The sequence below is a fragment of the Shewanella insulae genome (assembly GCF_009831655.1).
GTDB lineage: Bacteria > Pseudomonadota > Gammaproteobacteria > Enterobacterales > Shewanellaceae > Shewanella > Shewanella insulae.
This window is the reverse complement of the sequence record NZ_WRPA01000007.1, coordinates 1-24,820: the sequence shown is the minus strand read 5'-3', so window position 1 is coordinate 24,820 and position 24,820 is coordinate 1. Positions and strand designations below refer to the sequence as shown.

Sequence of the window (24,820 nt, the reverse complement as noted above, 5' to 3'; positions counted from 1 at the left end):
TTACCAACAGCAATCGCTCAAGGATATCTTCATGGCACTGAACGTCGTTATTTTGGCCGCAGGCAAAGGGACCCGCATGCGCTCAGACCTTCCTAAGGTTCTTCATCCCATCGCCCATAAGAGCATGGTGCAGCATGTGATAGATACCGCGCATCAACTGGGAAGCGAGGCGATTCAGCTGGTCTATGGTTATGGCGCCGATAAGCTTAAGGCCCGTCTGGGTGAGCAGACGTTGAACTGGGTGCTGCAGGCTGAGCAGCTGGGCACGGGTCACGCCGTGGCGCAGGCAAACGACAATATTAGCGACGATGATACAGTTCTGATCCTCTACGGCGATGTGCCGTTGATCCAGGCATCTACACTGGAAGCCCTGTTGGCCGCCCGAGACGACAAGGGCCTGGCTATTCTTACCGTGAATCTACCGGATCCTACTGGCTATGGTCGCATCGTGCGCGAGGCCGGTAAGGTAGTGGGGATCGTCGAGCAGAAGGATGCCAACGAGGAGCAGCTCAAGATCAATGAGATCAACACTGGCATCATGGCCGCGCCCGGCAAACAGCTTAAGGCCTGGTTGGGTCAATTGTCGTCAGACAATGCTCAGGGCGAATATTATCTTACCGATATCGTTGCTATGGCCCATCGCGACGGTGTCAGCATCACCACGGCGCAGCCAGCCTCGGCCATCGAGGTGGAAGGCGCTAACAATCGTGTGCAGTTGGCACAACTCGAGCGAGCCTATCAGGCGCGCGCCGCCGAGAAGCTGATGCTCGAAGGGGCTAACCTGCGCGATCCCGCTCGCATCGACGTGCGCGGCGACGTTACCCTTGGTATGGACGTGATGATCGACGTCAATGTGGTCTTCCAGGGTAAGGTTACCATAGGCAATAACGTGACTATTGGTGCTGGCGCCATCCTTATCGATTGTGAGATAGGGGATAACGCCGAGATTAAGCCCTACTCCATCATCGAAAATGCGATTGTGGGCGAAGCCGCCAGTGCCGGTCCCTTTGCCCGTCTGCGTCCGGGCGCCGAGCTCAAGCGTGATGCCCATATCGGCAACTTCGTCGAGATGAAGAAAGCGGTGCTGGGTGAAGGCTCCAAGGCGGGTCACCTGGCCTATATTGGTGATGCTCAGGTGGGCGCAGGGGTGAATATCGGCGCCGGTACCATCACCTGTAACTATGATGGTGCCAATAAACACCTGACGGTGATCGAAGACGACGTGTTTGTGGGCAGCGATACTCAGCTGGTGGCGCCGGTCACCATAGGTAAAGGTGCCACCTTAGGTGCGGGCTCGACCATTACCCGTGACGTGGCGGCTGATGAGCTGGTGATCACCCGGGTGAAACAGCGTCATCTGACCGGTTGGACACGACCGGTGAAGCAGAAGAAATAAGCCGACGGCGGCAGAAGAAGCGACCTCTATGGTCGCTTTTTTTATGCCTGTTTCTAATGGAGGTCTGCCGAGCCTGTGACTAAACAGGCTAATTTAGTGAGCTGGATCGGCCTACAGTGTAAAGGGATGTAAATAAGCTTAAATAAAAACAATTCTCATTTATATTTGTCGCAACTTTCGTTTACTTGTTGTTTAGTGGTGAGGTTTGCATGTCATTTAAGCTAGGTTCTTTTAACTATTCCCCTGTCGGTTTTGCCGTGTTGGCAGCCCTGGCCGCTGCGCCAGCATTGGCCGACGATGCCGAAAGCAGCCTGGTAGAGGCCAATATCGAACGTATTACCGTGACGGGGCGAACCTTTAACGACTATAAGGTGGGTGTCGCCTCCGGCGCAATGCGTGGCAATATCGATCTGATGGATACGCCGCAATCTGTGGCTGTCATCCCCGACTTTGTGACCGACGAGCAGTTGGCGACCAACCTGTCTGAGGTATTGGTAAACGACTCGAGCGTGACCGGCGGCAGCGAGAAGTGGAACCGCCAGGTGTTTAATATTCGTGGTTTCGAGCTTTCATCGGGATCGGGATTCCTGATTAATGGCCAGCAGCAGTGGTCTCACTATGTGCAACCTATCGAGACCCTGCAACAGGTCGAGGTGCTAAAGGGACCCTCTAGCATGCTCTATGGCCAGTCTGGTCCTGGTGGCCTGATCAACATGGTCACCAAGAAGCCTACCTATGACAGCATGTTTGAGCTGGGTTTCGATACAGATGAACATGGCTCAACCCGTTTTCAGCTGGATGCTGGTGGCAGCCTGAATGAGGCACAGACCATTCGCTACCGCACGGTTCTGGTTAAGCAAGACACCCAATACTGGAGAGAGTATCAGGATGGCACTAATCAGGAGCGGGATCGCTGGTTAGGTTACTTAAACCTTGAGTTTGATATTACAGACGATCTCATGTTGTCCCTTAAGTATGACCATACCCAGGACAAGACGGGGATCGACCGTGGTGGCTGGTTAAATAGCGATGGTGAGTTAATTGGTGGCAGAGATATCATCTGGGATATGCCCTGGACCTTTACCGACAACACCATCTCAAACCTGGGCGCCGAGTTGACCTATCATCTCAGCGACGACTGGCAGGTTAAGGCAGGTTATAACGATCAGCAGTTTAATCGTCAGCGTTTAGATTCTTCACCTAGCCTGCTAAAGGGCTCGGAAGATCCCTTTACCGATGGTTACACCATTAGTCCGTTCGACCGTTATGACGACTGGCAACATAAGACCGGCTTCATCGATTTCACTGGCATAGTTAATACGGGTAACGTTGAGCATCAACTCTTGATTGGAGCCAACATGCTGGACTACTACTATGGCCAACTAAAAGAGTCAGGAAAGAAAAACCAGCCAGTGATGCCGGGTCAGCCACTGCCTAAGCCTGATCTGGATTATCACAATGATCCTGATGGTAAATATGAATCCGACTACAAACACTATGGTTTCTATATTCAGGATCTGATGACCATCAACCAGCAATGGCAGTTGTTGGCTGGCGTACGCTACGATGAGCAGAAGAAGGACGGTAAGGGCAACAACAGCTATGCGGTATCGCCTAAGTTTGGGGTGATCTACTCGCCAGCCGAAAATGGCAGCATCTACTTCAACTACTCTAAGAGCTTCACGCCACAGGGGATGGTGAATGATCCGGATGATGTGAACGATCAGATGAATCTGGACCCAGAGTATGGCGAGCAGTATGAGGTCGGTACCAAGTGGGAGCTGTTCGATGGCAGTCTGCTGCTAACCGGCGCTGTTTTCGATATTACGGTATCCAATGTTACCGTGACCCAAGATCTTGAGGTGATCCCTACCAGTGGCGATAAGACGATCACCACTCAATCCGGTGAACAGCGTCATAAAGGCTTCGAGATGGGGGTTCAAGGGCAGCTGAGCGACAAGTGGTTCATGACAGGATCTATGATGTATCTCGATGCCGAGTATCAACGGCCGGAAGAAGACAGACTCAACGGCAAGACGCCTGTGGACGCACCCGAATGGTCGGCTAACATCTGGACCCGTTACGAGATGACAGAAGACTTGGCATTTAACTTTGGTGCCATCTACGTAGGTGAGCGATTTGCCAATACGGATAACAGCATCACTAAGGACGCCTACGTGCGTTTCGATGTCGGCGCCGCCTATACCATGGATGTTATGGGCAGCGATGTCAGCGTACGGCTTAACGTGAAGAACCTGTTCGATACCGACTATCTGGCTGGTGGCACCAATACGGATGTCACGGTCGGCGAGGGCCGTCACTTCGGTCTGGCGTTGGAGGCCAAGTTCTAGATTTACCCTGCCTAATTCTAGGTGTCGAGCCGCTATCTTAGATAGCGGCTTTTTTGTTTTTCGCTCAGCTTTGCGTCAATAGGGCTGGTAAAAAAGTTTCGAATCACTATAATTCATCTTTCGAAACGAAACTTAAGTGAAACTCTTTGTGAATAAACGAAACACCCAGCAGCGCCGTCATAGCATCATTGCCGTCTTGAACGAGACCGGCGAGGTGAGCGTGGATGAGCTGGCCAATCGTTTCGAGACCTCTGAGGTCACCATACGTAAGGATCTGGCTGCGCTGGAGAAAACCGGCTTGCTGCTGCGTCGTTATGGTGGTGCCGTGGCTATCCCGGACGAGGTCACTCAGCAGTTTAGCGCCAAGATAGCACCCAATAAGCTGTCGATTGCCGAGGCGGCGGCCAGGCTGATCAAAGACCATAACCGCATCATTATCGATAGCGGTAGCACCACCTCTGGCCTGGTACAGCAACTTAACGGCAAGCGGGGCCTGGTGGTGATGACCAACTCGCTGCAGCTGGCCAATGCCATCCACGAGCTGGAAAACGAGCCGACTCTGCTGATGACCGGCGGCACCTGGGATCCCCATTCAGAATCTTTCCAGGGGCAGGTGGCCGAGCAGGTACTGCGCTCCTATAACTTCGATCAGCTGTTTATCGGCGCCGATGGGATAGATCTCGCCCGAGGGACCACCACCTTTAACGAGCTGACCGGCCTTAGCAAGGTGATGGCCGAGGTTTCCCGTGAGGTGATCGTCATGGTGGACTCCGACAAGATAGGTCGGCGCATTCCTAACCTGGAACTGGCCTGGCAGCAGATAAGCGTGCTCGTAACCGACGATAGGGTCGATGAGCAGACGGTAAAACAGATTAGTGAGCAGGGGGTTGAGGTGATCCTCGCTCCCTACTCGAAATAGTATTTAAATTTTATTTTCATATTAGTGAGTTAGTAGGAAAAAACTATGTGCGGAATCGTTGGCGCAGTGGCGCAAAGGGATGTTGCGGAAATTCTACTCGAGGGGCTACGCCGCCTCGAATATCGTGGTTATGACTCTGCCGGTGTGGCGGTGATCCATAACAATGAACTGGCAAGCACGCGCCGTGTGGGTAAGGTGCAGGAGCTGTCTAGCGCCCTGGAACAGGCACCGCTCGTCGGCGGTACGGGTATCGCCCATACTCGCTGGGCGACCCATGGTGAGCCGAGTGAGCGTAACGCTCACCCTCATCAGTCCAGCGGTGACATTGCCGTGGTGCACAACGGCATCATCGAAAACCACAACAAGCTACGCGACATGCTGAAGGGCCTGGGTTACACCTTTAACTCAGACACAGATACCGAAGTGATCTGCCACCTGGTACACCATGAGCTTAAGTCTCATGACACTCTGCTTGGCGCTGTGCAGGCCACAGTTAAGCAACTCGAAGGCGCCTACGGCACTGTAGTGATCGACCGCCGTGACAGCGAGCGCATGATAGTCGCCCGCTCAGGCAGCCCACTGGTGATAGGTTTCGGCCTGGGCGAAAACTTCGTCGCCTCGGATCAGCTGGCGCTGCTGCCTGTGACCCGCTCGTTCGCCTTCCTCGAAGAGGGTGATGTGGCCGAGGTGACCCGTCGCACCGTGAGTATCTTCGATGTCGATGGCAACGCGGTCGAGCGCGAAGTGAAAGAGTCGGAAGTGACTCATGATGCGGGCGACAAGGGCGAGTACCGCCACTATATGCTCAAGGAGATCTATGAGCAGCCTCGCGCTATCGCTCATACCCTGGAGGGACGCATCGCTGGTGGCCATGTGCTGGATTCTGCCTTCGGTGAAAACGCGGCTGAGTTCCTAAAAGATATCAAACACGTGCAGATCATCGCCTGTGGTACCAGCTATCACGCGGGTATGGCGGCACGTTACTGGCTTGAGGATTGGGCCGGCGTTTCCTGTAACGTCGAGATCGCCTCTGAGTTCCGTTACCGTAAATCGCACCTGTTCCCCAATAGCCTGTTGGTGACCATCTCTCAGTCGGGCGAAACCGCCGATACTTTGGCCGCGCTGCGTTTGGCCAAAGAAATGGGCTACAAGGCGACCCTGACCATCTGTAACGCGCCAGGTTCTTCTCTGGTTCGCGAGTCGGACATGGCATACATGATGAAGGCGGGCGCCGAGATCGGCGTGGCCTCAACCAAGGCCTTTACCGTTCAGCTGGCAGGTCTCCTAATGCTGACCGCCGCTGTCGGTCGTCACAACGGCATGTCTCCCGAGATGCTGGCCGAGATCACCCAGAGTCTGCAGTCTATGCCGGCTAAGGTGGAGCAGGCGCTGGGCTTGGATGATGCCATCGCCGAGTTGGCCGAAGACTTTGCCGATAAGCATCATGCCTTGTTCCTGGGCCGTGGCGATCAATATCCTATCGCGATGGAAGGTGCGCTCAAGCTTAAGGAGATCTCCTACATCCACGCCGAGGCCTATGCCTCTGGTGAGCTTAAGCATGGCCCGCTGGCGTTGATCGATGCCGACATGCCTGTGATCGTCGTGGCGCCAAACAACGAACTGCTGGAGAAGCTCAAGTCGAACGTCGAAGAGGTGCGTGCCCGTGGTGGCCTCATGTATGTGTTTGCCGACAAGGACGCCGAGTTCGAGTCGGATGACACCATGAAGGTGATCCCTGTGCCACACTGTGACGACTACATGGCGCCGCTCATCTACACCATTCCGTTGCAGCTGCTGTCTTATCATGTGGCCTTGATCAAGGGCACCGACGTAGATCAGCCGCGTAACCTGGCAAAATCGGTTACGGTAGAGTAACTTGCGCTCTTAGTTAAATACCCCTTAATAAAAGCAGCCTCTCTAACGGCTGCTTTTTTTTATGCCTGCCGCTTTTTCACTACGCTTTCGATTTTTTCTTCCTGAGTTCCTTGACCTGTGTCTAACACACAGGTTTATAGTCAAGGCATGAGCTTAAAAAATGTCTTGTTGGAGTGGATATGCGCGTCAATCAACTAGCAAAGAATCTCAATATCACGGGTGATACCGTGCGCTTCTATACCCGCATCGGTCTGCTGAGCCCGGCTAAGTCTTCGGTCAACGGCTACAAGGACTACAGTGACAAGGATCAGTCGCGGATGCAGTTCATCCTAAGCGCCAGAAACCTGGGGTTTAGCGTCGATGAGATCAAGGTGATCTTCTCGCGCACGGATCAGGGCGAGAGCGCCTGTGGCCTGGTACGGCAGATGATCCAGCAGAAGCTCGAGGAGACTGAGAAGCAGTTTGAAGAGATGGTGAAGTTGAGACGTAAGCTGTCGAATGCTGTGGAGGATTGGTCCCATAAGCCGGACAAGGCGCCGACCGGCAATATGATCTGCCATCTAATCGAAGGTACTTATGCAGAAAGCAGTCAGTTAGAAGCCAATCGTGAAGCAAGCATGACGCCTAGCCTGGAGGATTGAAGATGGATACCAACAGAGTACAACTCAACATCATAGGCGCCGGCTGTGCCAGCTGCGTCGGTAAGATAGAGAAGGCATTAAATTCCGTGTCCGGGGTAGACTCGGCCGAGATGAACTTTGCCGAGCGCATCGTCGATGTCTCGGGCTCGGCAACGCCGGAGCAGCTGATTGCGGCTGTCGAGGCGGCGGGTTATAACGCGACCCAGCTGCAGGCCGAGGCGGGCGATGATGCTATGGATGAGAAGGAACAGGCGGATCTCGACTATTACCGCAGCCTGCTGCGCCATACCTTTATCGCCCTGTCCGTGGGTATTCCCTTGATGATCTATGGTCTGTTTATCGGCGAGATGACGGTAACCACCACGACCGAGCAGCTGGCCTGGGGGCTGGTGGGCTTGGTGACCTTGAGTATCATGCTCCTGTCCGGTAAACATTTCTATGTGGGGGCGTGGAAATCCTTTGTGCATCACAACGCCAACATGGACACGCTTATCGCCTTAGGTACCGGCACAGCCTGGCTCTATTCCATGCTGGTGGTCGCCTTTCCAACTCTGTTACCCGAGATGGCGCGCCACGTCTATTTTGAGGCCACGGCGATGATCATAGGTTTGATCAACTTAGGCTTGGCACTGGAGATCAAGGCCAGGGGTAAGACCTCTGAGGCGATTAAGCGTTTGATAGGCTTACAGGCCAAGACGGCGAGAGTGATACGCGACGGTAAGGAGCTGGATATTGACATCGCTCAGGTGCTGCAAGGCGACAAGGTGCGTGTACGTCCCGGCGAGAAGATCCCCGTCGATGGCTTGGTCATAGAGGGCACCACCATGGTGGATGAGTCTATGTTGACCGGTGAGCCGATCCCGGTTGAGAAGACCATCGACAGCGAGGTTGTCACGGGAACCCTAAACAAGTCCGGCTCCATCGTCTTTAGTGCGACCCGTGTGGGTAAAGACACTGCTCTGGCCAGAATCATCGCCATGGTGAAGCGTGCGCAGAACTCTAAGCCGCCAATCGGCAGGCTTGCCGATGTGATTGCCAGCTATTTTGTGCCAGCTATCATGATCATCGCCATCGTTAGCGCCATGGTGTGGTTTAACTTCGGTCCCGAGCCTTCCATGGTGTTTGCCATCGTCTCGGCTACTACCGTATTGATCATCGCCTGCCCCTGCGCCCTGGGGCTGGCTACGCCTATGTCTGTCATGGTGGGGGTGGGTAAGGCTGCCGAGTCCGGCGTTTTGATACGTAACGGCGAGGCGCTACAAACGGCCTCTAAGATCAGTGTCATGGTGCTGGATAAGACGGGCACTATTACTCAGGGCTCACCTCAGGTCACCGATGTGGTGATGACTCAGGTGTCTTCCCTTGATGAGAACGAGGTATTAGCCCTGGCGGCCGGTATCGAGCGACACTCAGAGCATCCCCTGGCCGAGGCGATCGTCGAGACGGCTAATAGCCGCGACATACAGGCGGCGTCTGTCGAGAACTTTAACGCCATCTCAGGGCGTGGGGTAGAGGCTAAATTGAATGGGCAGACGCTGCTGTTTGGTAATCAGGCCTTGATGCAGGACTTCGGCGTGGATACCCAGGCCTATCAGGCCAAGGCGCAGCAGCTGGCAGCGGAGGCCAAGACGCCCATGTATCTGGCTAGAGACAATGAGCTTATTGCTATCATAGCCGTGGCAGACCCTATCAAACCAGACTCGGCCGAGGCGATTGCCAGGCTCAAGCACAATGGCATCAAGGTGGTGATGTTAACCGGAGATAACCAGGCCACGGCTGCTGCGGTGGCGGCTAAGGTGGGCATAGAGAGCTTCTATGCCGAGGTGATGCCCCAGGATAAGGCAAGCAAGGTAGCCGAGCTGCAGCAAGATGGTGAGGTAGTGGGTATGACGGGGGATGGAATCAACGACGCCCCGGCGCTGGCGCTGGCTAACGTGGGCTTTGCCATAGGTACTGGCACGGATGTGGCTATCGAGAGCGCCGATATCACCCTGATGCGTGGCTCCTTGCATGGCTTGGCCGATGCGATTGCGGTCAGCAAGGCGACGCTGAAAAATATCAAACAGAATCTGTTTGGCGCCTTCGTCTACAACGCCGCCGGTATTCCCATTGCCGCGGGGATTCTCTATCCCGTGTTCGGCTTACTCCTCAACCCTGTGATTGCCGGTGCGGCCATGGCCTTCTCATCACTGACTGTGGTGAGTAACGCCAATCGTCTGCGTCTGTTTAAAGCCAAAGCGCATTAGGAGGCTGGTATGTTATTTATCAATCTGTTCTGTCTCGCCCTGATAGGTTTTATCGTCTGGTGGTTCTGGCTCTACTCGCCCGAGGCGCCCGTGAGTCAGGAAGGCATAGAGATAGTGGTCAAGGATGGTGTCTATACGCCATCGCGCATCAAGATCCCCTCGGGTCAGGCAACATCACTCACCTTTCTAAGGCTGGATAAGTCTGGCTGTTCGGCGACCCTACAGCTGCCAGCGCTGGAGATCAGTGAGGAGTTGGCGTTGGATAAGCCCACTACTATCAATATTCCGGCCATGACACCGGGGGAATATGCATTTCACTGTCAGATGCAGATGTATAAAGGCGTGCTAGTCGTCGAATGATTGGGCGACTGAAAGGGTGTATGAAAGCGTCGACTAAGCGAAAATAGAGGGATTTAGTACAAATAGTAGGGCAAACGCTATTATGAGGTTTGCCCTACATTTTATTTCAGTATTAGAAGCGATATCCGAGGGCGAAAGTAAAGGTATGGGTATCGAGTAAATCCATCGCCTGATAGTGATAGGTGAGGCCGAGATCCATGCCCGAAGCAAACTCCATCCGCCAGCCTAGCCCTGCCAGCAGGCCGGTACCATCATCTGTATATTTGCGGCCGTTGTCGTCGGTATCGGTAAACTTCAGTCGATATTGGTTGGCGCCCAGTTTAAATACCAGACTGCTTCGCTGAGACAAGGGGAGTGTATATAGGGCCGCAGCACGGAAGCTGTCGATATTATCCATTTGATTACCAATGATAATGATATTGTTGACAAATACATCCTGGTAGCCGACTTCTAGGCCCCATTCGGAGGAGAATTGGTAGCGATAGGCAAGATCATAGTGAAGTGGAATATTATCGGTGACATGATCATCTGATGAAATACTGGTATAACCTATCCCCGCACCGACCGATAGGGCGTGATGGTAATCCGATGCGAAAGAGAGAGGCGTGACGAGCAGGCAGGCTGCGGCAAGAATAGCTTTCATAACAATCCTTTGTAAGTTGATAACGGCAAAATATCGAATCCGACTTATAGCAGATGTCGCCTACAAAAGGTACAGATAATTTGGAATTAATTAAAATTATCGTCTGTTAAATTAGTTGCTTTTCAATTATTAATCTGAAGAATGCTGAAGTTAAAGCGTTAATCGCTTTGGGTGGCGCAATGACTCGCCAATCAGGCTAACATCGGCCGAGAGCGCTTCTCTATGCGTTGCCACACCTTATCGTGGAAATAGAACACGACAGTATTGATCGCCGGTTCAATGAGTGCCACGGCGCCACCTATCACTATGCTACCGGTTAACAGGTAGGTGATTCCGAATGCGACACCGAAGTGTAATATTGCGAAAGTGATTGTCTTTGCCATGATGCAACTCCTCTTTAATTAACTTAAATGATAATCGTTATCATTTGTGGTGTAAATGAAATTGGTCAGATGGCTTTAATCTTAAAAAACGATTAATTTTGCATGTTTGATAGCTTTCGTTGGTTTACTCCTTTCCAATTTCTACTCATAAACCGTTTTTATTAATTCCTCTAATTCCGCAATGCAGCTTCCGCAGCCACTACCCGCCTCAGTCAGCGTCGTTAGTGTCGCGGTATCTTTGACCTCTTGTTGCTTTATGGCGCAGGAGAGTGTTTTCTCGCCGACCTGCTTGCAGGCGCAGATGATTCTGCCTTCAGCCAATGTCCCCTTAGGCTCCGTCGACAGCAGGCTGCTTAATAGGGTTGAAAGCTCATCCTGATCATTAAATAGTGCTGCAAACCAGGCATGGTGGCTCGGATCAAGTTGCTCACTCACTATGTAGGCAAATTGCACCTGCTGCTGGCTACTCTGGGCTAATCGATAACACTGTTGTTGGGGCGACTCGGCCATGACTTGGGTTATCTGTTGATATGGTGACAGGGCTTTTAGGCTTTTATTAAGCAACCCTGGTGACAGCTCACTGGCAATGAAATAGCAAAACCCTCCCTTGATTGTCTGCTTTACCCAGTAGGGAGATTCGAGCCGCGCTAATGGTTGGCGACACACGAGTAATGCCTGACTCTGGGGGCTATAGCGGCGGATACTTACAGGTGTTGCTTTCATCTCAGGTTGACCTGAAATGGGGTCGATAAATGCCTTGCCAAGGGTACTGATCTTGCCGGCACTGGAGTTGCTGTTGCTCCAGTGAATCGTCGAGAACGGCTCGCCGGGCTTAACCTCTTTGCCGACGTTGACCCTCAATAACGCCTTGCCCGTCACACTGGTTATCTCTGCAATGTCATGCTGATCGAGGCGATAAGCTGCGGCATCTTCGGGATGGATCTGCAGCTGTGGTTCTGGCTGATGTTGACATAGCCGAGCCGCCAAGGCGGTGCGTGTCATGGTGTGCCACTGATCCCGGCTGCGACCACTGTTGAGTTTCAGAGGAAACTGCTGATCACACGTTTGTGCTGAAGCAATATAGCGCACCGGGATCAGCCTGGCTCTGCGGTTATCGGTATTAAATCTGCCGTCTGCAAACAGGCGTTGATGGAACATTTGAGATTGCAATCGGTTAACAGGCCACTGCTGGGGAGCTAACCGATAATAATCGCTATCAGAAATATCGGCCAAGTCGCCGAGAACCAGCGCATTTTGGCTTAACCCATGAGCTTTGTTGGTGAGGGTGGCATATTCTCGGAATATCTGTGCTTCATGGCGATAGTTAAACCCATGAATAAATCCCATCTTTTTGGCCACTTCACTGATGATCCACCAGTCGGGTTTAGCCTCGCCCTGTGTGGTCGTTACCCTGCGCTGGCGCGATATGCGTCGTTCAGAGTTAGTCACTGTTCCCGACTTTTCTGACCAGCCCTGAGCCGGTAGCTTCACATCGGCTAATGCCAGAGTGTCGGTATCGGCCACACAATCTGATACCACCACAAAAGGACATTTGGCTAAGGCGGCTTTAATTTTATGGCTATCGGGCAGGCTGACGGCAGGGTTGGTAGCCATGATCCAGATGGCTTTAATTTTTCCCTCTGCAATTGCGTCGAACATATCTATGGCTTTGAGGCCGGGTCGGGTTGCTATTTGAGGCGCGCGCCAGAAGTCTCTCACAAGTTCACAGTTGCGGTCGCTAAAGTCCAAATGTGAGGCAAGCATATTGGCCAAGCCGCCCACTTCACGTCCGCCCATGGCATTGGGTTGCCCGGTAATAGAAAAGGGGCTGCTGCCGGGTTGACCTATTTTTCCCGTGGCCAGATGACAATTGATGATGCTATTGACTTTATCTGTACCCTGAGTGGATTGATTAACGCCTTGAGAATAGAGGGTTAATACTTTATCGCTGTGGCCAAATAGCTCAAAGAACTGCTTTAGCTGTACAGGACTTATCTGCAGCTGTTTAGCGGTCTGCTCCAGGGTGAGTTTATCTTGCTGTGCACTTTGTAATGTGGCTTCAAAACCCTGAGTGTGTTGCTCGATATAGTCGTGATCGAGCAATTGATTATCGGCGAGGTAAGCCAATAGGCGATTAAATAACAGTACATCTTTACCGTTAGCAAGGGCTAGATGCAGATCGGCATCATAGCATGAGGCGGTTTTTCTGGGATCTATCACCACCAGTTTGCAGTCGGGGTTTTGGGCCTTTGCCGCTTTTATGCGCTGAAAGAGGATGGGATGACACCAGGCTAGGTTTGAGCCCACAAGAATGATGAGATCGGCGGCCTCAATATCCTGATAACAACCGGGCATCGAATCACTGCCAAAGGCGCGTTTGTGACCCGCAACGCTCGAGGACATGCACAGTCTCGAATTGGTATCGACATTTGCGCTACCAATAAAGCCTTTCATCAGTTTATTGGCGACATAATAGTCTTCCGTTAATAGCTGGCCTGATAAATAGAAAGCCACCGAGTCGGGGCCATGTTTTGCTATGGTTTGCTGAAATTGCTCAGCCACGGTCGATATTGCCTTATCCCAACTCACTCGTTGGTTTTCGATCATTGGAAACTTAAGTCGATGGGTGTCCGATAGCGTTTCCCCTAATGCTTGTCCTTTAGAGCAAAGTTTACCTAAGTTGGCCGGATGGCTCTTATCACCGCGAATGAGTAGTGCACCGTTACGCTGCGGTTTTGCTTCGACACCGCAACCCACACCACAATAAGCGCAGGTTGTTTTAATCCAAGGAGTTATCGGATTTTGGCTCATGAAAACCTCTCTCTGCCGGATGGAATGGTTTTAAATTTACTCTTTGGAAAGCAAGTGGTAGGCCATGATGGTTTTATGTCTGACATTGGTTTTTAAAGTTGTTATAAAACAATATCTTGAAATTTAATTTTTATAAATATACCTATTTAGAGGTATGTGGTTGATGCTATATTTTTCATTGGCTTAGGATAAATGTTCAATAATGATCATTGTTTGCACGATTAGTGTGCGATCTAATTTGTTTTCAAGTCCTTAAAAACATCAATCTTTGCCTTTTATTTTTACGTGTATTTAATTATCTATTTGATTTTTAACTGCTTAAATCATTAATCAGTGCCTTTTTAAAGTTGTTGGCATCAAGTTTGCTCAATACTTGTTCAGTTGGCGATAACATTGAGGCTTAATTATGAACGAGCATGAGCAAACCCCTCACCACAGTGTCATCAATATCGGCTTTGGCGAGACTGGAAAGCCTGCATGCCAGGGGCGTGTCAGTCTAGTGGGCGCTGGGCCTGGTGATGCAGAGCTGCTGACCCTAAAGGCGATGCATATTATTCAGCAGGCAGATCTGATTATTTATGATCGCTTAGTCAGTGATGAGATCTGTGCCTTATTCCCAGCAAAGACGCCGGCCCTATATGTAGGCAAGGCTAAGCATGAACACAGTGTCGAACAAGAACGCATCAACGAAATCCTGGTTGAGCAAGCCTTACTGGGAAAACATGTCTGCCGTTTAAAAGGCGGGGACAGTTTCATCTTTGGCCGCGGGGGAGAGGAGATCCTCTCTCTTAAAGCGCAAAACATCTCTGTTGAAGTGGTGCCTGGCATTACCGCCGCCTCTGGCTGCACCTCTTATGCCGGTATTCCTTTAACCCATAGAGGGGTTTCCCAAGGCACCACCTTTGTTACCGCCCATGCTGAATCAGAGCTACGGCTCAATTGGCAGAGTCTGGCGATGTTGCAGCACACCTTAGTGTTTTACATGGGGCTAAGTAAGGCATCACTTATCGCTAAAGAACTCATTCAAGCCGGGCTAGCCAGCCATACCCCTGTGGCGATCATCGAGCGTGGTTGCTCTAAAGAGCAGAGAGTTATCAGCGGTTTACTAAGAGAACTGCCCAATCTGGTGGTTAATCACCAGCTGCAATCGCCCACTTTAATTGTGGTGGGGCAAGTGGTGGATCTTGCGTCCCAGCTAAGTTGGTTCGAGCAGCAAGCGCAAGCTAAAGACAAGTATATATCGGCCCGTTTGAGTGCCTAGCGATATAAGGAGAGCAAGATGGATAACATATCTGTACTCGTGGTGGGCAATGGCATGGTTGGCCACAAGTTTATCGACAATATCTTAGCCAGCGAAGCGGCGGATAATGTGCAACTAACCACCTTCTCAGAAGAGCCCAGATTGGCGTACGACAGGGTACAGCTGAGTACCTATTTCAGTGGTAAGACAGAGCAAGATCTGGCGTTAACCGATGAGGCTTACTATCGTCAGCACAAGGTCGATTTTCTGCTAGATACCAAGGTGATAAGTATCGACCCCACTGCGCATACCGTATTGACCGATAAGGGAAATACCGTGGCTTATGACAAGCTGGTACTGGCGACAGGCTCTTATCCCTTTGTGCCACCAATTCCCGGCAATGATCAACCTCACTGTTTAGTTTACCGCACCATTGCCGATCTTGAGGCGATCACCGAGTCGAGTTGCCATAGCCAGAGCGGGGTGGTGATCGGTGGTGGCCTGCTTGGGCTCGAGGCGGCGAATGCCCTGAAGAATCTCGGCCTGGAAACCCATGTGGTGGAGTTTGCCCCAAGACTAATGGCGGTTCAGCTCGATGAAGGCGGCGCGAATCTGTTGCGCCATCAAATAGAAGCCCTAGGTGTGCAGGTACATACCCAAAAGGCGACGACAGAGATTGTCTCGGGTGAGCAAAGTCGTTACCGATTGAATTTTGCCGATGGTACACATCTTGAAACCGATATGGTGGTGTTTTCTGCCGGGATCCGGCCACAGGATGAGCTGGCTCGACAGGCGCAGCTGGAGGTCGGTGAGCGTGGCGGTATAGTGATAAATGACTTTTGCCAGACCAGTGACCCAGACATCTATGCGGTGGGCGAGTGTGCCCTGTGGCAGGGGCGTATTTTTGGGTTGGTGGCGCCTGGCTATACCATGGCGGCGGTCGCCGCGGCGCATCTATCTGGCGGCGAACTCGCCTTCAAGGGCGCCGATATGAGCACCAAATTAAAGCTTCTTGGTCTGGATGTCGCCAGTATCGGTGACGCCCACGGGCAGACTGAGGGGGCGCAGTCTTACACCTTTCATGATGAGATAACTCAGGTTTATAAGCGTCTGGTGGTCAATCAGGCGGGAGATCGAGTATTGGGGGCGGTATTGGTGGGTGATGTCAGCGCCTATGGCCAGCTGCTACAGATGATGCTCAATGATATGCCACTGCCGGATCATCCTTCGGCGCTTATCTTACCTCAAGTCGAGGGGGAGGGGGCTGCTGGCATGGGCGTCGAAGCCTTACCCGCCAGCGCCCAAATCTGCTCCTGCTATGACGTGAGCAAAGGGGATGTGGCCGCTGCCGTGGCTAACGGGGCTATCGATATGGCCATGATAAAGAGTTGCACTAAAGCCTCCACCGGCTGCGGAGGTTGCAGCGCCTTGGTCAAGCAGGTGATGGACAGTGAGCTCGCCGCTTTGGGCCATGAAGTGGATAACAGCTTGTGTGAACACTTTGCCTATACCCGTCCTGAGCTGGTGGATATTGTGCGGATTAAGCAGATCCGTAGTTTCGATGAGCTGTTAGCCAGTCACGGTAAGGGGTTGGGGTGTGATGTCTGTAAGCCTGCCGTTGCATCGATTCTGGCTTCCTTCTGGAACGATTATATCCTCGAAGATGCCCATATCGGACTACAAGACACCAATGATATCTATTTGGGCAATATGCAAAAAGATGGCACCTACTCTGTGGTGCCACGCATCGCCGGTGGTGAGGTGACTCCCGATAAGTTGATCCTGTTAGGCGAGGTGGCTAAGGAGTTTGATCTCTATACCAAGATCACCGGTGGTCAGCGAATCGACCTGTTTGGTGCGCAACTGCATCAGCTGCCGCTGATCTGGCGCAAGCTGGTGGATGCAGGGTTTGAGACAGGCCATGCCTACGGTAAGTCGGTGCGTACGGTGAAGTCCTGTGTGGGTGACGCTTGGTGTCGATATGGGGTTAAGGACAGTTTAGGCTTCGCTATCGATATCGAAAATCGATACAAGGGCTTACGTTCCCCCCATAAGTTAAAGTTTGCCGTCTCAGGCTGTACTCGTGAGTGTGCCGAAGCCCAATCTAAAGATGTCGGCATCATTGCCACCGAACATGGCTGGAACCTCTACGTTGGCGGCAATGGCGGCATGCGTCCAAGGCATGCCGAGCTGTTTGCCACAGGTCTTGATGACCAGACCTTGATCCGCTATATCGACCGTTTCCTGATGTTTTACATTCGCAGCGCCGAAAGGCTACAGCGCACTTCTGTGTGGATTGAGAACCTCGAAGGGGGCCTGGAGTATCTTAAATCCGTGGTGATCCATGACAAGCTGGGGCTGGCTGACGAGCTGGAAGCTGAGATGGCCGGCAACATAGCTAAGTATCAATGCGAATGGAAAACCACGCTGGAAAATCCGGAAAAGCTCAAACGTTTTAAGCATTTCGTTAATGCCGAACAAGAGGATAGCTATTTGGCCTATGAGGTAAAGCGTTCACAGCGTATGCCGGCCAAGTCCAGTCAAATCATTGATGTATTAACCGTTGAATAGGGAGACAAGTGATGAACCTAGCAATCGATAAGATGCAAGATCTTTGGGTATCAGTGTGTTCGCTACAAGATATTACTCCCGGTACCGGGGTGTGTGCCTTGGTTGGAGGGCGGCAGGTGGCGCTGTTTTGTTGTCGTCAGACACAGGCCTTTTATGCGATCGATAATTTCGATCCTATCGGCGGCGCTAGTGTGTTATCTCGGGGGATCATGGGCTCGATTGCAGGTGAGCCTGTAGTGGCCTCTCCTCTGTATAAGCACTATTTCAATCTTAATACCGGTCGCTGTATTCAGACTCCGGAGCATCAACTGAACACCTACCCGGTGCGCATCTGTGGCACAGAGGTTCAAATAGGTATTAACAGCTAACCATTAATTTTATTAACGCTAAAGCATGCTACATGAGTGTGGCAGGGGACTTTGCAACTAAAAATTGCTCTGTTCCCCGGTTAAGGAGAGTTCCATGAATACAGATAATCGCTTTAATTTACTGAGCTTTACCGGAAAAATGAAGGTGCTACACCTGAGCTGGATGGCGTTTTTCATCACCTTTGTGGTGTGGTTTAACTTTGCGCCGCTGTTGCAGTCGGTTAAGGCGTCGTTAGGGCTCACCTCGGCCGAAATCAAGACGCTGCTTATTCTTAATGTTGCCTTTACTATCCCGGCGCGAGTGGTCATAGGCATGCTTACCGATCGCTTTGGGCCTCGCATCATCTATTCGGGGTTGCTGGCCATTTGTGCGCTGCCCTGTTTTGCCTTTGCGCTAGCAGACAGTTTTGTACAAGCCGCGATAGCGCGTTTTCTGCTGGGGTTTATCGGTGCCGGCTTCGTGGTTGGAATACGTCTGGTGTCGGAATGGTTTCCCCATAATGAGCTAGGTACGGCCGAAGGGATTTACGGTGGTTGGGGCAATTTCGGTTCGGCGGCGGCCGCATTTACCCTGCCAACGCTTGCCGTGCTCTTTGGTGGAGAAGATGGCTGGCGTTATGCCTTGGGGCTGACCGGGGTGATCAGCCTGGTATTTTCCTGGGTGTTCTACCTTAATGTGGCCGATACCCCAAAAGGTTCGACCTATTTCAAGCCGAAGAGTCTCACGGCGATGGAGGTGACCTCAAAAGGCGACTTCGTACTGCTTCTGATAATGAAACTGCCTATGTATGGCGCGCTGGCACTATTGGCGTGGAAGTTGTCGCCAGCGGGCGTCGCTATGTTGAGCGATGTGAGCATTTATGGCGTCTATCTTTGCTTGCTGCTGCTCTACCTCTATGAAGTCTCTCAAGTATGGAAAGTGAATAAGAGCGTATTTGAAGGGCCGGTACCTGAGATCCATAGATATAAGTTTAAGCAGGTTGCGGTGTTAAATATTCTCTATTTCGCGACATTTGGTTCAGAACTGGCCGTGGTGTCTATGTTGCCGCTGTTTTTTGCCGAGACCTTCGCGCTCACTCCCGTGATGGCCGGCATGGTGGCCTCGGCCTATGCCTTCATGAATCTGATGTCGCGTCCAGGTGGCGGTTGGATCTCAGATAAATTTGGTCGTAAGCCCACCCTGTTGATATTAACGGCTGGATTAGCGGCGGGTTATTTTCTGATGGGACAAGTAAACAGTGAGTGGCCGGTATGGGTTGCCGTGGCTGCGGCGATGGCATGCTCTTTCTTTGTGCAGTCGGGAGAGGGGGCCGTGTTTGCCACAGTGCCACTGATTAAGCGTCGCATGACGGGGCAGATTGCCGGTATGACGGGGGCTTATGGCAACGTGGGGGCCGTGTGCTACCTGACAGTATTGTCCTTTGTGGATTACAGCACCTTCTTTTATGTGATTGCGGCCACCGCGGTACTCGGTTTTGTTGCGCTGACTTGGATGGAGGAGCCTAGGGGGCAAATGGCTGAAATAAACCAAGATGGTAGTGTCACCTTGATCGATGTGTCGAGCCGTTAAGCGAGAGGCTAAGTCGATGAATGCTCATCCTAAGCTTGTCGAAGCGGTACATTCAGCGCGGACGCCCGGGCAGACCAGGCGGTTGGCGTTGAGTTTCGGCGGCAGTTCATGTGCTGGGGTTAGGCTGCAGAATCAGGATGCATTTGCCGTGCACCATAGTGTCGATAGCCATAAGTTGCTGCATAAAGGGGTGGTGGCTTGTATTGCCGATGGTGTGAGCTGTAGTCAAAATGGTCAGCTGGCTAGCCAGCTTTGTGTGACTCAATTTATCGAAGACTATTTGAGTGCTCCCGATAGTTGGGGGGTCAAACATGCGGCAACTAAAGTGCTGAACGCCCTGAACATCTGGCTTAACCATCACAGTCAGCAGACGGCGCTGCGGCATAATGGCTACGTGACCACCTTCAGCGCCTTGGTATTTAAGGCTAACCGGTTGCACCTTTTTCACGTGGGTGACTGCCGGGTCTATCGACTAAGAGAGGGCGAGTTAATTCAGCTTTCTAAGGATCATAGTCATCTGGGATTTGGTGAAAAAGGCTTTCTGACTCGAGCCTTGGGGATGGACAGTCATATAGAGGTGGATTACCAGAGTCATGAACTGCAGCCGGGCGATCGCTATCTGTTAACCACAGATGGCGTCCACGATAGCCTCAGTTTGAGTCGGCTAAGAGATGTGGTCGCTGGCAACGAGCATTTAGAGGTGTTGGCCAGGCAGTTGACCTCGATGGCTTTAGCCGAAGGGAGCCAGGATAACAACAGCTGTCTATTGTTACAGGTGGACTCATTGCCTTATGCCGATGCTCAGGGGTTAACCTTGTCGTCATCGCAGAAAGTGATCCCGCCCGTGATGACGGTTGGCAATACCATAGATAACCTTGAGGTGCTCAAAGTCCTCTACAGCGGTACACGCAGTCATATCTATCTGGTGAAGCAGTTGGGAACTGACGCCGTATATGTACTCAAGGCTCCCTCACTTAATTTCAGCGAAGATGGGGATTATCTGGCGAGTTTCGTGCGAGAACAGTGGGTGGGGCAGCGAACCCAGCACCCATCTCTGATGAAGGTTTATCCTAGTGAATCTCCTTTCTTGTATCACCTTTGTGAATATATTCAGGGACAAAGCCTAAGGCAGTGGATGTATGACAATCCAGCTGCCGATATAGGTAAGGTTAGATCCATATTGGAGGAGATAGTCATTGCGGTCAGAGCCCTGCAACGCATGGGAGTGGTACATAGGGATATAAAACCGGAAAACCTGATGCTTACCTCGGATGATAAAGTGGTGTTGATCGATTATGGCGCCGCCCAGATAGACGGCTTGGCAGAGTTGACTCCAGCGACTCAGGAGGCGTTACCACTTGGCGCCGTGGGATATATCGCCCCCGAATATTTGCAAACGGGGATGGCGTCTCATCAGGCGGATATATTCTCGATTGGAGTCATAGTCTATGAGATGTTGAGCGGGAAATTACCCTATAACACAGGTCGGTCTCTATCCATTTATCACCATAGGAACAGGGACTGGTGTTATACCTCCTGTCGTCAGTATCGAGAGTCTGTCCCCTTGTGGCTCGACCTGGCACTCGAGAAGGCATGTCATCCAGATACCCGCGTAAGGTATCAGTCCATGTCTGAGATGCTGTTGGACCTGAATAGTCCTAATCAACAGATGGTGCAGAAATATCAGTCACAGCCCTTCATTGAACGTGAGCCGATTATGTTTTGGAAGGGGTTAAGCGTATTGCTCCTGCTGATAGTGGTGTTGCAAGCTTTGCTATTGTGATGCAAGCGGTTGAACAGGCCAAAGCGATGGCCTGTTCTGGGTTGTCGCGTAATAACGGCTTAGTAGTGCCAAGGGAATTTAGAGAAATCTTGTTCTCGTTTTTCCAGGAAGGCATCGCGTCCTTCTACCGCCTCGTCGGTACCATAGGCCAGACGTGTGGCCTCGCCGGCAAACAGTTGCTGACCCACCAAGCCATCGTCCGGCAGATTAAAGCCGTATTTCAACATACGCATGGCCGTAGGCGACTTAGAGTTGATCTCTTTGGCCCATCTTAGCGCCTCGGTTTCCAGCTCTGCATGGGGAATGGCGCGGTTGACCATACCCATGTCGAACGCCTCTTCGGCGCTGTAGTTGAAGCCGAGGAAGAAAATTTCCCGGGCGCGCTTCTGGCCAATCATCTTGGCGAGGTAGGCGCTGCCGTAACCCGAGTCGAAGCTGCCTACATCCGGATCGGTTTGTTTAAAGACGGCATGCTCTTTAGAGGCCAGAGTCAGGTCGCAGACCACATGCAGGCTATGGCCCCCGCCGACAGCCCAGCCTGGCACGACGGCAATCACAACCTTTGGCATGAAGCGGATCAGGCGCTGTACCTCTAATATGTGCAGGCGGCCCATGCGGGCCAAGTCGGGCTTATCAGTTTCTTGGCCTTCATACTTGTAGCCATCCTTGCCGCGGATACGTTGGTCGCCACCGGCACTGAAGGACCACTGGCCCTTGGCCGATGGTCCGTTGCCGGTTAGCAGCACGCAACCTACGTCAGACCATTGGCGGGCATGATCAAGGGCGATATAGAGTTCATCTACCGTCTTAGGACGAAATGAGTTGAGGCAATCTGGGCGATCGATGGCGATACGCACCGTACCCTGATCTTTTGCCCTATGATAGGTAATGTCTTCGAAATCAAATCCTGGTACTCGATCCCATAAGGAGGGATCAAAGATATCGGAAACCTTGTCTGTCATTTTCGTAACCCTATGTGTGTCGCATCGAGATGATGAGCCAAGGCTAGGCTCATTATGAGTAGAGATCAATTAGGGCGAAGAAAACCGTGCACTGGGCAAAGTTTTCCGTCGCCTTTGAGGAGTTATCTGAGCTTGTCGCAGATAAATTGCTGGTTATCTTTGCTCAGCTCGGTGAAGCGTTTACTGTTGTCGCAGTATTGCTCGGTAAACTCGAGCACCGATTCTTTCGACTCGAGAATACTGTCCAGTGCCGCCAACTCTTTTCGCGTCAGCCGCTCGGCAATCTGCGTCTTGAACATCGCAATGTTTTTGTCTACCCGGATGATCCTGGTTCCCGTCATCGAGTCGATTTTACGTTCGATTCGCTTCATCAGCGCATCCGTTTGTGCGATGGGCTCATCGAGCTTGTCTGTCTCGGTTGCTAGATAATAGAGTAATCCTATCCCTGCACCTAAAATAATCCAGCCTCTCATTATTTATCCAACCATGGTGAACAATCAGTATTAGAAATGTATAATAAGCCAGTTTTCATGGAATATTAAAGCTGTAAGGCTGTTAAATATGAACGCAGAATCAAATAAAAAGGATTATTCCAAGGCTGAGCGGATCAAAATTCATCAGCCGGACGAGAATAAATCCGATCGTTTTAATCCCCGCAATCGTATTTATGTTAGAGCAATAGAAGGATTTTGGACTCAGCTACGTCGCCGCCTAGGCTGGGTTGCTATGCTCTTTTTCCTTATCTTGCCCTGGATTCCCTGGGGAGACAGACAAGCCGTCTGGTTTAACCTAGGTGAACAGAAGTTTCATATTTTCGGGCTAACCATCTGGCCCCAAGATCTTACCTTACTCGCTGCATTATTAATGATAGCCGCGTTTGGTCTCTTTTTTGTGACAACCTATCTTGGCCGGGTCTGGTGTGGTTATACCTGTCCGCAGACGGTGTGGACCTTTATTTTCATCTGGTTCGAAGAGAAATTTGAGGGTGCCCGGAATAAGCGGATGAAATTAGATCAGATGCCATGGAGCTTTAATAAGGTCTGGCGTAAGACTGCCAAGCATGTCTCCTGGTTATTGGTGTCATTACTCACCGCCATGACTTTCGTTTCTTATTTCGTGCCGACGACCGAAGTTTACGCCGACGTCTTTAGCGGTAGCGCCTCGGGCGCCGTTTATTTCTGGGTGACCCTGTTTACTGTCGCGACCTATGGTAATGCGGGCTGGATGCGCGAGATCATGTGTATCCATATGTGCCCTTATGCTAGATTCCAATCGGCCATGTTCGACAAGAACACCTTTATCGTAGGTTATGACACCAAGCGTGGGGAAAATCGTGGTCCACGTTCGCGTAAGGCCGACCCTAAGGCGCTTGGTCTGGGTGATTGTATCGACTGTGATCTCTGTGTGCAGGTGTGCCCAACCGGTATCGATATTCGTAACGGTCTGCAATATGAGTGTATCAACTGTGGTTCCTGTATCGATGCCTGTGATACCACTATGGATCGCATGGGTTATGAAAGAGGCCTGATCGCCTACACAACGGAAAATAAGCTCGAAGGCGTTAAAGAGAAGGTGATGCGACCTAAACTCCTGGGTTATGGCGCCGTATTGGCATTCATGATCATCGTCTTTATCTATGCGACGGTAACCATTGCCCCTGTGCGTGTCGATATTATTCGCGATCGTAATCAACTCTTTAGGGAAAATAACGAGGGGTTAATAGAGAACACCTTCACTCTGAAGATCTTGAATAAGACAGAAGCCAAGCATGAGTATCAACTCAGTGTCGAAGGTCTGCCTGAGTACCAGTGGTACGGTCCGCAATCTGTGACTATCGAAGGAGGCGAGGTGTTGACTCTGCCTGTTAGTGTCGCCGTCGATCCCGTGGGGCTGTCGCGCGCCATGACTAAGGTAGACTTCAAGGTGACGACTGTACTAGATGGTGAAACAGTCGAGGCAACTCAGGAGTCACGCTTCTTTAGCCAATAAGTTGGCGGCTAGTATTGATAGCAAAAGATAGTGAAAGATAGGAAAAAGGGGCTTTTAGCCCCTTTTTTATACGTAATGCCTGATTATTATCCGCTTAGTCATTAAAGTGTCATTTTCTTTCAAAAAGCCCTTGCGCAAAAGATTTGGCTCCCTATAATGCGCTCCCACTGACACGGCAAACGGCGCTACTTACCCAGTGAGTAGGTAACCAAGGTCGAGTCAAGGTGATAAGCGGTTCGAGTTTTTAAGCCGGTAGTTACAGCGCGAAAGCACAGTAATTAACCACTTAAAAATCTTTTGAAAAAAGCGCTTGACGCCGACAGGGAGAAGCGTAGAATACGCAGCCCTAGCCCGCTGGAGTCCAGTATGAGGCAAACGTTCTTTAACAAGATAAAACAAGAAATCTGTGTGGACACTCACAGGTATTGAGTTAATCGAAAACGATTTAAATCTCAATGCATGATTTACTAAATCTAGTTTCACTAGAGATAGTGAGAGTCCATAGCAATATGTACAAACATATAGATGATTCTTCCGAGTCATTTATATGAATCAGAATTCATTGAGTCGATTCTTAGGAATCAAAAAACTTTTAATTGAAGAGTTTGATCATGGCTCAGATTGAACGCTGGCGGCAGGCCTAACACATGCAAGTCGAGCGGTAACATTTCAAAAGCTTGCTTTTGAAGATGACGAGCGGCGGACGGGTGAG

At 51.3% G+C, this 24,820-nt stretch carries 18 protein-coding genes and 1 rRNA gene; 14 read left to right on the top strand and 5 right to left on the bottom strand.

Annotated features, from left to right (window positions below):
• The first annotated feature begins 31 nt into the window (after positions 1 to 31).
• The 7 genes from glmU to GNT65_RS09230 all read left to right on the top strand — a co-directional run bounded on the left by glmU (position 32) and on the right by GNT65_RS09230 (position 9,788).
• Entirely contained in the window at positions 32 to 1,396 is a 1,365-nt protein-coding gene (glmU, locus tag GNT65_RS09260) for a bifunctional UDP-N-acetylglucosamine diphosphorylase/glucosamine-1-phosphate N-acetyltransferase GlmU (protein WP_160795515.1), read from the top strand.
• A 209-nt stretch (positions 1,397 to 1,605) separates the two neighbouring features.
• Positions 1,606 to 3,747, top strand: a complete 2,142-nt coding sequence (locus GNT65_RS09255) for a TonB-dependent receptor (RefSeq protein WP_160795514.1) — start codon at positions 1,606 to 1,608, stop codon at positions 3,745 to 3,747.
• Between the two features lie 148 nt (positions 3,748 to 3,895).
• Entirely contained in the window at positions 3,896 to 4,666 is a 771-nt protein-coding gene (locus GNT65_RS09250) for a DeoR family transcriptional regulator (protein ID WP_160795513.1), read from the top strand.
• A 45-nt stretch (positions 4,667 to 4,711) separates the two neighbouring features.
• Positions 4,712 to 6,541 (top strand): glutamine--fructose-6-phosphate transaminase (isomerizing), encoded by a 1,830-nt coding sequence (gene glmS / locus GNT65_RS09245; protein WP_160795511.1) that lies wholly within the window; start codon positions 4,712 to 4,714, stop codon positions 6,539 to 6,541.
• Between the two features lie 179 nt (positions 6,542 to 6,720).
• The gene (locus GNT65_RS09240) at positions 6,721 to 7,182 is read left to right on the top strand and encodes a MerR family transcriptional regulator (RefSeq protein ID WP_160795509.1); all 462 of its coding nucleotides are present in this window, start codon (positions 6,721 to 6,723) and stop codon (positions 7,180 to 7,182) included.
• 2 nt (positions 7,183 to 7,184) lie between these two features.
• Entirely contained in the window at positions 7,185 to 9,428 is a 2,244-nt protein-coding gene (locus tag GNT65_RS09235) for a heavy metal translocating P-type ATPase (protein WP_160795507.1), read from the top strand.
• 9 nt (positions 9,429 to 9,437) lie between these two features.
• Positions 9,438 to 9,788 (top strand): cupredoxin domain-containing protein, encoded by a 351-nt coding sequence (locus tag GNT65_RS09230; RefSeq protein WP_160795505.1) that lies wholly within the window; start codon positions 9,438 to 9,440, stop codon positions 9,786 to 9,788.
• A 112-nt stretch (positions 9,789 to 9,900) separates the two neighbouring features.
• Here GNT65_RS09230 and GNT65_RS09225 read toward each other — a convergent pair whose 3' ends face one another.
• The 3 genes from GNT65_RS09225 to GNT65_RS09215 all read right to left on the bottom strand — a co-directional run bounded on the left by GNT65_RS09225 (position 9,901) and on the right by GNT65_RS09215 (position 13,625).
• Positions 9,901 to 10,431: a porin family protein gene (locus tag GNT65_RS09225; RefSeq protein WP_160795503.1), complete on the bottom strand. Its 531-nt coding sequence runs from the start codon at positions 10,429 to 10,431 to the stop codon at positions 9,901 to 9,903.
• Between the two features lie 191 nt (positions 10,432 to 10,622).
• Positions 10,623 to 10,814 (bottom strand): DUF2061 domain-containing protein, encoded by a 192-nt coding sequence (locus GNT65_RS09220; protein ID WP_160795501.1) that lies wholly within the window; start codon positions 10,812 to 10,814, stop codon positions 10,623 to 10,625.
• Positions 10,815 to 10,955: 141 nt separating this feature from the next.
• Complete coding sequence (locus tag GNT65_RS09215; RefSeq protein ID WP_160795499.1) at positions 10,956 to 13,625, bottom strand: nitrate reductase; 2,670 nt, start codon at positions 13,623 to 13,625, stop codon at positions 10,956 to 10,958.
• A 406-nt stretch (positions 13,626 to 14,031) separates the two neighbouring features.
• On the opposite strand from GNT65_RS09215, the gene cobA reads away from it, so the two are divergent.
• From cobA to GNT65_RS09190, 5 genes are all read left to right on the top strand, one after another.
• Positions 14,032 to 14,886, top strand: coding sequence for a uroporphyrinogen-III C-methyltransferase (cobA, locus tag GNT65_RS09210; protein ID WP_160795498.1), 855 nt, complete (start codon positions 14,032 to 14,034; stop codon positions 14,884 to 14,886).
• An 18-nt stretch (positions 14,887 to 14,904) separates the two neighbouring features.
• Positions 14,905 to 17,436: a nitrite reductase large subunit NirB gene (gene nirB / locus GNT65_RS09205; RefSeq protein WP_160795496.1), complete on the top strand. Its 2,532-nt coding sequence runs from the start codon at positions 14,905 to 14,907 to the stop codon at positions 17,434 to 17,436.
• An 11-nt stretch (positions 17,437 to 17,447) separates the two neighbouring features.
• Positions 17,448 to 17,804: a nitrite reductase small subunit NirD gene (gene nirD, locus GNT65_RS09200; RefSeq protein WP_219822462.1), complete on the top strand. Its 357-nt coding sequence runs from the start codon at positions 17,448 to 17,450 to the stop codon at positions 17,802 to 17,804.
• Positions 17,805 to 17,898: 94 nt separating this feature from the next.
• On the top strand, positions 17,899 to 19,374 hold the full coding sequence (locus GNT65_RS09195; protein ID WP_160795494.1) for a NarK family nitrate/nitrite MFS transporter: 1,476 nt from the start codon (positions 17,899 to 17,901) through the stop codon (positions 19,372 to 19,374).
• A 16-nt stretch (positions 19,375 to 19,390) separates the two neighbouring features.
• The gene (locus GNT65_RS09190) at positions 19,391 to 21,157 is read left to right on the top strand and encodes a bifunctional protein-serine/threonine kinase/phosphatase (protein ID WP_160795492.1); all 1,767 of its coding nucleotides are present in this window, start codon (positions 19,391 to 19,393) and stop codon (positions 21,155 to 21,157) included.
• A 59-nt stretch (positions 21,158 to 21,216) separates the two neighbouring features.
• On the opposite strand, the gene GNT65_RS09185 is transcribed toward GNT65_RS09190, so the two are convergent.
• Positions 21,217 to 22,119: a 1,4-dihydroxy-2-naphthoyl-CoA synthase gene (locus GNT65_RS09185; RefSeq protein WP_160795490.1), complete on the bottom strand. Its 903-nt coding sequence runs from the start codon at positions 22,117 to 22,119 to the stop codon at positions 21,217 to 21,219.
• Between the two features lie 122 nt (positions 22,120 to 22,241).
• Entirely contained in the window at positions 22,242 to 22,592 is a 351-nt protein-coding gene (locus GNT65_RS09180; protein ID WP_160795488.1) for a hypothetical protein, read from the bottom strand.
• Positions 22,593 to 22,680: 88 nt separating this feature from the next.
• Here GNT65_RS09180 and ccoG point away from each other — a divergent pair, with 88 nt between their 5' ends.
• Both ccoG and GNT65_RS09170 read left to right on the top strand, forming a co-directional pair.
• The gene (gene ccoG, locus GNT65_RS09175) at positions 22,681 to 24,108 is read left to right on the top strand and encodes a cytochrome c oxidase accessory protein CcoG (protein ID WP_160795486.1); all 1,428 of its coding nucleotides are present in this window, start codon (positions 22,681 to 22,683) and stop codon (positions 24,106 to 24,108) included.
• 593 nt (positions 24,109 to 24,701) lie between these two features.
• Positions 24,702 to 24,820: ribosomal RNA gene (locus GNT65_RS09170) — 16S ribosomal RNA — on the top strand; the annotation flags it as partial.

Excerpts from the sequence above, each read along its gene's own strand:
- glmU (WP_160795515.1), top strand. The coding sequence starts at position 32 with ATGGCACTGAACGTCGTTATTTTGGCCGCAGGCAAAGGGACCCGCATG.
- GNT65_RS09255 (WP_160795514.1), top strand. The coding sequence starts at position 1,606 with ATGTCATTTAAGCTAGGTTCTTTTAACTATTCCCCTGTCGGTTTTGCC.
- glmS (WP_160795511.1), top strand. The coding sequence starts at position 4,712 with ATGTGCGGAATCGTTGGCGCAGTGGCGCAAAGGGATGTTGCGGAAATT.
- GNT65_RS09240 (WP_160795509.1), top strand. The coding sequence starts at position 6,721 with ATGCGCGTCAATCAACTAGCAAAGAATCTCAATATCACGGGTGATACC.
- GNT65_RS09235 (WP_160795507.1), top strand. The coding sequence starts at position 7,185 with ATGGATACCAACAGAGTACAACTCAACATCATAGGCGCCGGCTGTGCC.
- GNT65_RS09230 (WP_160795505.1), top strand. The coding sequence starts at position 9,438 with ATGTTATTTATCAATCTGTTCTGTCTCGCCCTGATAGGTTTTATCGTC.
- GNT65_RS09225 (WP_160795503.1), bottom strand. The coding sequence starts at position 10,431 with ATGAAAGCTATTCTTGCCGCAGCCTGCCTGCTCGTCACGCCTCTCTCT.
- GNT65_RS09220 (WP_160795501.1), bottom strand. The coding sequence starts at position 10,814 with ATGGCAAAGACAATCACTTTCGCAATATTACACTTCGGTGTCGCATTC.
- GNT65_RS09215 (WP_160795499.1), bottom strand. The coding sequence starts at position 13,625 with ATGAGCCAAAATCCGATAACTCCTTGGATTAAAACAACCTGCGCTTAT.
- cobA (WP_160795498.1), top strand. The coding sequence starts at position 14,032 with ATGAACGAGCATGAGCAAACCCCTCACCACAGTGTCATCAATATCGGC.
- nirB (WP_160795496.1), top strand. The coding sequence starts at position 14,905 with ATGGATAACATATCTGTACTCGTGGTGGGCAATGGCATGGTTGGCCAC.
- nirD (WP_219822462.1), top strand. The coding sequence starts at position 17,448 with ATGAACCTAGCAATCGATAAGATGCAAGATCTTTGGGTATCAGTGTGT.
- GNT65_RS09195 (WP_160795494.1), top strand. The coding sequence starts at position 17,899 with ATGAATACAGATAATCGCTTTAATTTACTGAGCTTTACCGGAAAAATG.
- GNT65_RS09190 (WP_160795492.1), top strand. The coding sequence starts at position 19,391 with ATGAATGCTCATCCTAAGCTTGTCGAAGCGGTACATTCAGCGCGGACG.
- GNT65_RS09185 (WP_160795490.1), bottom strand. The coding sequence starts at position 22,119 with ATGACAGACAAGGTTTCCGATATCTTTGATCCCTCCTTATGGGATCGA.
- GNT65_RS09180 (WP_160795488.1), bottom strand. The coding sequence starts at position 22,592 with ATGAGAGGCTGGATTATTTTAGGTGCAGGGATAGGATTACTCTATTAT.
- ccoG (WP_160795486.1), top strand. The coding sequence starts at position 22,681 with ATGAACGCAGAATCAAATAAAAAGGATTATTCCAAGGCTGAGCGGATC.